The organism is Bifidobacterium myosotis (assembly GCF_002259745.1).
Taxonomy (GTDB): Bacteria; Actinomycetota; Actinomycetes; order Actinomycetales; family Bifidobacteriaceae; genus Bifidobacterium; species Bifidobacterium myosotis.
The window spans coordinates 75,635-85,714 of sequence record NZ_MWWW01000006.1; the positions used below are offsets into that span (position 1 = coordinate 75,635).

General features: G+C 65.7%; 8 protein-coding genes. 2 read left to right on the forward strand and 6 right to left on the reverse strand.

Annotation, left to right across the window (positions count from 1 at the left end):
* Positions 1-31: 31 nt before the first annotated feature.
* The 6 genes from BMYO_RS12560 to BMYO_RS04080 form a co-directional block, all read right to left on the reverse strand.
* Positions 32-1,672 carry a proteasome accessory factor PafA2 family protein gene (locus tag BMYO_RS12560; RefSeq protein ID WP_094667267.1) on the reverse strand — a complete coding sequence of 547 codons (1,641 nt, stop codon included), beginning with the start codon at positions 1,670-1,672 and terminating at the stop codon, positions 32-34.
* On the reverse strand, positions 1,672-1,869 hold the full coding sequence (locus BMYO_RS04060) for a ubiquitin-like protein Pup (protein ID WP_094667245.1): 198 nt from the start codon (positions 1,867-1,869) through the stop codon (positions 1,672-1,674). The genes BMYO_RS12560 and BMYO_RS04060 overlap by 1 nt, the downstream gene beginning before the upstream one ends.
* Positions 1,870-2,022: 153 nt before the next feature.
* Positions 2,023-2,880 carry an inositol monophosphatase family protein gene (locus BMYO_RS04065; protein WP_094667246.1) on the reverse strand — a complete coding sequence of 286 codons (858 nt, stop codon included), beginning with the start codon at positions 2,878-2,880 and terminating at the stop codon, positions 2,023-2,025.
* A 29-nt stretch (positions 2,881-2,909) separates the two neighbouring features.
* Positions 2,910-4,622 carry a depupylase/deamidase Dop gene (dop, locus tag BMYO_RS04070; protein WP_094667247.1) on the reverse strand — a complete coding sequence of 571 codons (1,713 nt, stop codon included), beginning with the start codon at positions 4,620-4,622 and terminating at the stop codon, positions 2,910-2,912.
* Between the two features lie 48 nt (positions 4,623-4,670).
* Entirely contained in the window at positions 4,671-6,269 is a 1,599-nt protein-coding gene (arc, locus tag BMYO_RS04075; RefSeq protein WP_420807290.1) for a proteasome ATPase, read from the reverse strand.
* On the reverse strand, positions 6,269-7,039 hold the full coding sequence (locus tag BMYO_RS04080; protein ID WP_375137705.1) for a DedA family protein: 771 nt from the start codon (positions 7,037-7,039) through the stop codon (positions 6,269-6,271). Before BMYO_RS04080 ends, arc begins: the two co-directional genes overlap by 1 nt.
* 29 nt (positions 7,040-7,068) lie before the next feature.
* On the opposite strand from BMYO_RS04080, the gene serB reads away from it, so the two are divergent.
* A complete protein-coding gene (gene serB / locus BMYO_RS04085; protein WP_094667250.1) occupies positions 7,069-7,839 on the forward strand; it encodes a phosphoserine phosphatase SerB in 771 nt (256 codons plus the stop codon).
* A gap of 305 nt (positions 7,840-8,144) precedes the next feature.
* Positions 8,145-10,080: primosomal protein N' (locus tag BMYO_RS04090; RefSeq protein WP_094667251.1), on the forward strand; the 1,936-nt coding region annotated here is incomplete at its 3' end.

Sequence of the window (10,080 nt, forward strand, 5' to 3'; positions counted from 1 at the left end):
ACCATACCGGTTCGGAGGACAGCCCGGGGCGTCAGCGGCCGAGCGACTCCATAAGCCGTGTGAATTCCGGGGTTTCGTCGGCATCGAACGGATCGAGGAGCACGGCTTCGTGGCGTTGGGGGGCGGTCACGGTCAGGTGCGTCCAATCGGCGGAGAATTGGGCGCCGGCGGCGAGGGCGGCGGTCACAAACCGGCCGCGCAGGGCGGCTCGGGTATCGGCGGGCGGCTCATGGATGGCGCGCTCGACGTCCGACGTCGTCACCAGCTCCCGCAGCTGTCCGCGCGAGACCAGCGAGTCGTACAGCCGGCCGTTGGCGATGTCATGGTAGTCCAGTTCGAACTGTTCCAATTGCGCGAACGTCGCGTCGGGGCGGCGGCGTTTCAGCGCATCGAGCACACGCTTCTTGGCGATCCAGTCCACACGGTCGGCGAGATCATCGATACGGCCGTCCCTCAGCGCGTCCAGCGCGGAGCGCCATTCGGCGATGACGTGCGACGGTCCGGCATCCGACGCCAACGGACCGATGCCGTCTACGGCCGCACCATCCCGCCCGTCGTCCTCCAGAGCATCCATGTGCTGCCCGACGAAGCGCTCCACAATCGCCAGGTACCGGTACTGGATGTCCAGTGCGGTCGGCATATCGGTGCGATCAACGGCGTCACCATTACCGTCACCGTCACTATCACTATCAGCGGCACCAGGAATCGAATCCACGATCGAGCCGGAATCCGTATCCGGACGCTCATGCGGCAGCGACTCCCCTACCGCCCGATACGCAGCCGGGTCGGCAAGGGCGAGTCGGGCCTTGCGACAGGTCACGTCGTGGCTGACCGCGCGATTGGCCGCGCCGGCGTCGGCCAGAGCGCACGCCTCGAAGCCGCTCGGCACACCGCGTCGGGCCGCCTCCTCGATCACGCACAGCACGAGGTGGGTCACGGCGAGTTTCATCCATGTGGCCCATTGCGAACGGTTCGAGTCGCCGATGATGACATGCAGGCGGCGGAAGGAGTCCGGATCGGCGTGCGGTTCGTCGCGCGTGTTGACCATTGGGCGTGAGCGCGTGGTGGCCGAGGAAACGGCCTCGTCGAGGAAATCGGCCCGCTGGGTGATCTGGAAGCCGTCCGGGGTCATGCGGCCGGCCCCGGTATAGAGCTGGCGTGTGATGAGGAACGGCAGCAGCTGGTGCTCGATGGCCTCCAACGGCACGAAGCGGCGGACCAGATAGTTCTCATGGCATCCGAAGGCGTGCCCTGCGGAATCCACATTGTTCTTGAACACATGGATGGTGGCGTGTTCGCCGTACGACTCGCGCAGTTTCGTCTGCGCCTTCAGGGCGAGGTTCCGCATCACCCGTTCGCCGGCGAGGTCCTGCACCAACGCTTCGCGTGGGTAGCGGGCCTCGGCAGTGGCGTATTCGGGATGCGAGCCGACATCGAGATACAGGCGGGAGCCGTTGGACAGGTAGGTGTTGGTGGACCGGGACCGCGAGACGATGGGCTGGAACATGGTCATCGCCACCTGCCCGGCGTCCACGGGCCTGCTGGCACCGGTGACCGCCACGCCGTATTCGGTTTCGACGCCGAAAATACGGCAGAACCCGTCCATCTCCGCCGATGGCACGGGTTCCGCAGCGTGGAGGCTTCTGGTGCCGCTGTCACGCAGCTGGGGCATCACTCGCCGCCCTTTTGCACGAAGCTGTTGACGTATTCCTCGGCGTTGGTCTCCAACGTGGATTCGATGTCGTCGAGGATGTCGTCGAGCGCGTCGGATTGGTCCTGCGTCTGATCCTGAGACTGGACGGCGGCTTGCGCCTCCTCGTCATGGGCTTCATTGGATTGGGCTTGCGGTTGTTCGAATTGCTGTGGCATGATGCTTTCTTTTGTTCTTATTGTTCGTGCTGTTCTTGCTGATTGCGCTGTTGCGACTGTGACAAGGCGTCCGCCAGCTCCCCTCAGCGAGGGGAGCCGATCGGGAGAGCCTATGTCATCTAAAACCGGCTGAAAAACCAGCTGACTTCGCCGTTACTTCAGGTACTGCATGAGCTCGCGGACGATGAGCCCATTGGTGGCCACCACGTCGTTGTCATGACGCCAGTGGATGCGGTCGCCGTTCCATCGGCCGAGCGTGCCCTGGGCCTCCCACACCACCACGGTTCCGGCGGCGATGGCGGGGATGTCCCACACATGCAGCATCGGCTCGAAGTAGGCATCGTACGTGCCGTCGGCCACCTTGCACAAGTCGAGCGAGGCCGGTCCCACGCGCTTGATGTCCGCCGGACGTCCGGCCAGCGCGGAGGCCACGTCGAGCGCGCGCTGCGACTCGCCCGGAATGAAGGACATACCATAGCTCAATACGGAGCCGTCGAGCGAGGCGGTCATCGACGGAACGACCTTATCGCGCTTCTCCCCCACCGAGGTCTTGTGGATGCGCACGGCGCCGGCGCCACGGGCGGCCAGATAGGTCAGGCCGAGCGCCGGGGCATGCACCACACCGAGGATGGGCTTGGGCTCGCGGTTCTCGTCGAATTCGAACAGTGCGACGGTGAGCGTCCATTCGCTCATGCGCCGAGTGTAGTTGATCACGCCGTCGATCTTGCCGATGTACCAGTAGCGCTGGCCCGGCCGACTTTCGGCGGGACGGGTGGTCCAGAAGCCATCGAAGTGGGCGACGTCCGCAAGACGGGTGCTCATGAAGCGCAGGATCTTGCCATCGACCTCAAGTTTGAGGTAGCTGTTGCCCTCCGCTCCCGTAATGGAAACGAGGTTCTTCGGGTTGAGCTGGTCCTGCAGGGCGTGCTGCCCCGCCTCCTCGAGCAGACCGGCGACCTTGAGCGCCAGGCTTCGCAGATACTGCGGCGTCTCTTCACGTGTGTCTTCCATAGTTCTCCAGTCTATCGGCATCGATTACGCTATGCCAACGCCCTGAGCAGGTCGATGGCGTGTCCGGCCTGTGCGAGCGGCCCGGCGCACCGCGTCTTGGTGAAGGCGAGCGGATCGGAGATGTCCAGCGAGAACAGATGCCGGTCGGGAGCGGCCATATGACCGGCGTTGCCGTAGAATTCCGTGGCATCGTCGTGCCGCGCGTCTTCCGGATCACGGGCGGTGAGGCGCGACCAGCTCACCGCGGCGACCTCCGGACCGAACCGGCGCACCAGCATGGCCCGGAGCCATGCACGAGTGTCCTCCGGCGGTTCGGCAGCGGCCTCGGCAATCTCGGCTTCGGTGTTGACCCGCTCGGTACGGGAGGCGATTTTGGCGAACACGCTGTCCGCAGGGTCCAGCGCCGCCCATTTCAGATCGATGACGGCAAGTCGCGGGTCCGCCCAACCGGGTGCGCCGTGCGCGGCTCCGGAACGCGATACCGCCGCCTCCCCGGCCTCGGACGGCTTGTGGGACGCATCGGGAACGCCGGCCGTACCGGTGATCTTCCGGCGCAGTCTCTCCAGCAGCTGCCATTTGAGCAGCCATTCGACGCGACCAGCCTCGTTCGTCATCGTCAGCCGCTCCTCATCGTCGGCATGACGGATCGCGGCGACATCGGCGAGCGCCTGCCCCCACATCGCCATCACGGATGTGGTGGATTTGTCGGGCCAGGAGGGCTCCCCTGCGGTATCCGTACCGTCCACCAGCGCGGCGACCTGATAGACGGCCTGCCGCAGTTTGAGCTGGATGAGCCATGCGGTGGTCGTGCCTCCGTTCGCCAACCGCAGTGGGGCGTCGAGGTTCAGATCATGGGAGACGATATGCATGGCATCGACGGGGTCGGCCAGTTCCAGCCTGTCCATGAACCCATCCATGTCGAATCCGGCCTCCGCCGCATGCTCGAGCAGCCACAGCAGCATACTCGTGGTGCCGAGCTTCAGGACCTGCGGCACATCCATGCGATTGGCGTCGCCGACGATCACATGCAGCCGACGGCGGTCATCCGTGGCGTGGGATTCGTCCCTGGTATTGATGATCGGCCGCTCGAACGTGGTCTGCAATCCCACTTTGGCGTGGATATAGTCGGCGCGCTGGCTTAGCTGGAAGCCGGGCACCTCGCTCGATTCGCCGAGGCCGACGCGGCCGGAGCCGGCGTAGATCTGCCGGGTCACGAAGTGGAGGGTCATCAACCGCGTCACCCCGTCGAACAGCACGGCGCGGTCCATCATGTAGTTCTCGTGTGTGCCCCAGCACGATCCCTTGCCGTCCACGTTGTTGCGATGGAGCACGATCGGCGTGCCGGTGCGTGCGGCGGCACGCTCGGCGGCGGACTGCATGACGCGGTCGCCGGCATGGTCGTATCGCACGGCCTCGAACGGATCGGTGGTTTCGGGCGCGGAGTATTCGGGATGGGCATGATCCACGTAGACACGGCCGCCGTTGGGCGCGATCACGTTGGTGATGTTGAGCTGCGGGGCGTCAGTAAGCATGTCGGGTCGGGCGGCGGCGCGCTCGAGCCGCGTGCCGCGCGCGTCGTTGACCGGGTCCTCCTGACGGTAGTCCCATCGGATGGACCGGCTGTTGGCGTCGGCCGCGCCGTTGACCACGTCGAAGGACAGCTGCACGGGATTGTACCGGCCGGCCCCGTTGAGCGAGACCGCATATTCGGTTTCGGTGCCCATCACTCGTCTGACGGTCATGCACATGCTCCTTGTCTTGGGTTCCGTTCCCTGCTCCGATCCATCAGCTCACTGGCGCGCCCGGATACGCCGAATCGGGTCCATGCCGTTGATGAGGGCCCACTGCACGGGATCGACGTCTACCATCGAATCGCCGGTCTCCCGGTATTCATCCTCCACCGCCGCAGCGAGCAACGGCACGGTGATGGCCACGTCCTGCCCGGTTTCGATGGACTGTTTGACGGCCCGGGTCTTGGCCCGGTCCACCACGTTTTTGAGCATGGCGCCGGAGACCACATCCCGAAGATACAGTGCGGACCATTGGCCTGCCTCGTTCTGCACGTCGCACAGGTGACGGCGTTCGGAGACCTCATAGATGTCCCGCACCAACGCCTCGGACAGGTCATGCGAGTCCGCGCCCTCCTCGAGCGGCAGTTCGTCGGTGAGGTAATGACTCACGATGGACACGGCCTGGGCGAGCCGGGGCCGTCCGATGCGGATTTTGACGTCGAGCCGGCCCGGCCGCAGCACGGCGGGGTCGATCATGTCCACGCGGTTCGAGGCGCCAATCACCATGACGTTGTCGAGCGATTCCACACCGTCGAGTTCGGACAGGAACTGCGGCACGATGGTGGTCTCGACATCCGAGGAGACTCCGGAGCCTCGGGTCCTGAGCAGCGAGTCCATTTCATCGATGAACACCACCACGGGCCTGCCCTCGGCGGCGCGTTCGCGGGCCCTCCTGAAGATGAGGCGGATGAGCCGTTCGGATTCGCCCACGTATTTGTTGAGCAGCTCCGGCCCCTTGACCGAAAGGAACACGCCGTTGACCATCCGTTCGGTTCCGTTCACGGTGCCGTCGCCGTTGATGTCGTATCCGCCGTCGCACAGCGCGTTCGCCACCGCCTTGGCGATCATCGTCTTGCCGTTGCCGGGTGGGCCGTAGAGCAGCACGCCCTTCGGCGGCTTGAGATCGTAGCGTTCGAACAGCGCGCGATGCTGGAACGGCAGCTGCACGGCGTCACGGATGCGGCTGATCTCCTCGTCCAATCCGCCGATGTCGGCGAAGGAGACGTCCGGCGTCTCCTCGAGCACCATATCGCGGTCGCCTTCCTCGGGCAGCACCTCAAGCGCCATGCGCACGGACGGGTCCACGACCACCCGGTCACCCTGGTTGACCGCAGCGGAGGCGAGCGCGCCGGAGCGCCGAAGCACCACGGGATTGCCCGACGCGTCGGTCACGATGATCCTGCCGTCGTCCAGCGTCTGTTTGACCGTGCGAATCTGACCCACGGTGTCCGTGTCGCGCTGTTCGACCAGCACCAGCTTCTCGTTGAGCATCACGGTGGCGCCGGAGGTCAGGCGGGCGGCGTTGACGTTCGACGCGACGGGCACCACGATGCGGCGGCTACCGGAGACGACTTCGGCGCTGGCGTGCTGGATGCCGTCCTCATCGGTATGGGTGGAGTCCACCTTGACCATCGTGGCGAAGGTGAGCGGCGGCTGCGCGAGCTGGGCGAGCTGCGACTTGGCTTTGACGAGCTCCTTGCCGGCGCGGCTCAGCGCCTCGGCAAGGGCGTGGTTCTTGGCCATGAGCCGGTCGTTCAGGGCGGCGAGTTCTTCGGTTGAGGTCATACGGTTCCTTCGCCCATGCGGGCGCGCGGTCATTATTGCTGGGATTTCCTGTTACGCATCAGCGTACGCACTTTGCGGACCGCGAACCACACGATGACCACAATCACGGCGACGATGACCAGATCCTCGAATACGCCGAGCGCGCCCTGGATGGAACACCACTGGTCGCCGAGCAGGTATCCGGCGGAGACGAGGATGGTGTTCCACACGGCCGAGCCGAGGAACGTCCATCCGGTGAACTGCAGGAAGTTCATGCGGTTGAATCCGGCGGGGATGGAGATGAGCGAGCGGACCACTGGAATCACGCGGCCGATGAGCACCGACCATGTGCCGTACCTGGTGAACCAGTCGTTGGCCTTGCCCACATCCTCACGGCTGACGCCGGGGATTTTGTCGGCGGCGCGGTTGATGCGGTGCAGCCCGACCCATCGCGAGATGCCGTAGAGGGACCATGCGCCCAGCACCGAACCGACGGTGGCCCAGATGATCGCGCCGGGCAGGCTCAGCGTGCCGCGGGCCGCGGTGAAACCGGCGAGCGGGAGGATCACTTCGGACGGGATGGGAGGGAAGATCGACTCGAGGGCGATGGCCAATGCCACGCCGACGCCACCGATGGTGTCCATGAGACTCACCAGCCATGCGGTGATGGTGCCGATGAGACCGGGCTCGGCGGCCGAGCATACGGGGACGGGGTCGACGGATGCCGTGGTGAGGGTCCGGACGGTTTGGACGGCATGCGCGGCGGCCGCCGGGGCGTTGGCTGTGGCAAGGGTCAAGGCCTGGGAAAAACTCATAGGGGGCATTGTCCCAAGGTTTTTCGAGAATCGGATGCATGACGCAAGAAGATGTGCATTTTGTTGACAAGTCCGAGGGGACCGTCGGCGGCGGCCACCGTCTCGCCGATGCCGTCGCCGCCGAGACGGTGGCCGGAGCGGAGGCGACGTCGGGCACCGTCTCGCTGCCCACGTTGGCGCAGCCGGGTCTGCTGGTCATGGACGTGGACTCCACGCTGATCGACGAGGAGGTCATCGACGAGCTGGGCGAGGCCGCCGGCTGCGGTGAGGAGATCGCGGTGGTGACCGAGCGCGCGATGCGCGGCGAGCTTGAGTTCTGCGATGCCCTGCGCGCCCGCGTGGCCCTGCTCAAGGGGCTTCCCGTCTCCGTGTTCGACACCGTGCATGACAAACTGCATTTCACCCAGGGCGCGTTGGAGCTCATCGACACGTTGCACGAGCACGGCTGGAAGGTGGGCGTGGTGTCCGGCGGCTTCCATGAGGTGGTGGACCGCCTCGCCGCCGAGGGGCACATCGATTATTGGATCGCCAACCGACTGGAGGTCGAGGATGGCAGGCTCACCGGCAAGGTGGTCGGTGAGATCGTGTGCAAGACCGTGAAGCTGCACGCGCTGCAGGCATGGGCGCAGCGTCTGGGTGTGCCGATCAGCCAGACCGTGGCGGTGGGCGACGGCGCCAACGACATCCCGATGATTCAGGCTGCGGGTCTGGGGCTGGCGTTTTGCGCCAAGCCGAAGACGCAGCTGGCCGCGGACGATGCCATCAATGAGCGTGACCTGCGCCGGGTGCTCGATTTTCTGCGCAAGTAGCGTTGCGGTGATGCGGGTGGCCGCATACGGGCGGGCCTTCTGCCGGAAGGATGACTTGCCAGGATGCGGCCCTGCCGGAATGGGGTCTGCCGAAAGGAGGCCCTGCCGGGATGATGCGGGAGCGGCTGTTGGTGAAGTCGATTGCGGAGCCGCTCCCGCCGCTATCGGCTTCACGCCGGCCACCGCTATCGGCCTTTCGAGGGCAATGCGTCCCTTGTGAGGCTGTGAAGCATGAATAAACCGCATGTTTTCGACGGATTCGGTAAAATTTTACCGTCTTTCTTTTACGCATTTATAGTGGACCCATGACTGCACAGGACGCCGAACAGCTGACGCTCGCGGGGCTTGCCCCACGCAAGCGTCGCAAACGCGCGTCCGCGGAGCGCACTCCGGCCGAGCATGACCCCATAGCCCATGTGGTGCTGGATGTGCAGGCGCTGCATCTGGGGCAGACCTTCGACTATCTCATCGAGGAGAAGGACAGCGAGGCCGCACAGCCCGGCGTGCTGGTACGGGTACGGTTCGGGGGGCAGCGCATCAGCGGGGTGATCTGGTCGCGCGGCGCCTCCAGTGACGTACCCCGTTCCTCGCTGCGATACCTCGAACGTGTGCTCAGCCCCGACGTGCTCGTCCCCGCCTCGATGCGGGAGGACATCGGTCTGATCGCCCAAGCCTATGGCGGCACCCGCGCCAATATTCTCCGGTTCGCGGTCCCGCCGCGTGTGGCCAAGGTCGAGGATGAGCAGCGACTTGCGGCGTCGTTCCACCGGGCACCGGGCACCGGGCTGGCCGACGGCGCTGCGCAGGGGTATCGGCGCATCGCCGCCAATTACGCGCAGGCCTCCGTACTGCAGGACGGGCTTACCGGCAACCGGTTCCAATCCTTCGTCTTCGATCTGATGCCCGGCGCGCGGCAGTGGCAGCGGGACATGGCCTGGATGGTGGCCACGGCCCTGACCGCAGGCAAAAGCGCCGTGGTGGAGCTGCCCACCATGCGCGAGGTGGAGGATCTGCTGCCCATGCTGCGCAATTACGGGCTCACGCGATTCGCCCCCTCCCCCACCGGAGGATGGACCGGGGATGTGGCCGTGCTCAATGCAGAGGCCATGCCAGCAGCCGACCGTTACCGCGCCTATCTGGCGGTGGCGCTGGGTCAGGTGAAGGTGGTCGTCGGCACGCGCGCCGTCATGTACGCCCCGGTTCAGGGACCGGCCCTGTTCGCGATATTGGAGGATGCCGCCTATCAGAACATGGACGGCATGATGCCCTATCCTCAGGCCCGTGGCGTGATGAGGCTGCGAGCCAAGGCACATGACGGCGTGTTCGTGGCCATGGCCAACGCGCGGACGCCGCAAAGCCAGTGGGAGAACACGGGACCGGACACTGTGGAGACGCCGGTGAGCGGGTATTCCACGGCGATCCATCCACTGGCATCGCCGCTCAAGGACGCCACGCCGTGGGTGCGATGGCTCAATCGGGATGAGCTGGCCCGGCTGGCCGACCCAAGCATCGGCGCCCGAGTGCCGCACACTGCAGTGCGCGTGTTGAGCAAGGCCTTGGAGAGTGGGCCGGTACTGCTGTCCATCCCCCAGGATGGCATCAGCGAGACGCTCAGCTGCGCGAAATGCCATCGGCAGGCCCGATGCGCGAAATGCGCGGGGCCATTGCAACGGTCGTCGGACGGACGGGATGCCACGCCACGATGCCGCTGGTGCGGTGCAGCCGCCATCAATTGGACATGCCCGGGATGTCATCACGAGCGCATGCGTGTCGTGCGTGTGGGTGCCGCCGGCACCGCGGCCGAATTGGCCGGCCTGTTCCGCGGGGTGCCGGTGGTGCTCTCCAGCAAGGCGCAGGGGCTGGTGCCGGATGTGGCGTGCCGACCAATGATCGTCATCGCGACGCCAGGATTCGAACCTCGCGTACGGCCCGTCAGCACAGAACAGGGCGCAGCCGGCCACGAATACCGTGCGGTGGCCATACTGGACGCTTGGACCAGCCTGTACGCGTTGGGGGTGGATGCCAGACTCGACACACTGACGGCATGGATGCGGGCCGTCTCACTGTGCGCGCCCCGATCGCGCGGAGGCCAGGCCCTGATTCTGGGCGAGACCGATCCCGCCATCGCCCAATCGCTGATGCTCTGGGATTCGCGGATACTTGCCGCCAAGGATATGGAGGAGCGAGTCGAGACCGGCATGCCACCGGCGGTGGCCGCGGGCTGCGTATGGGGGCGTCGTG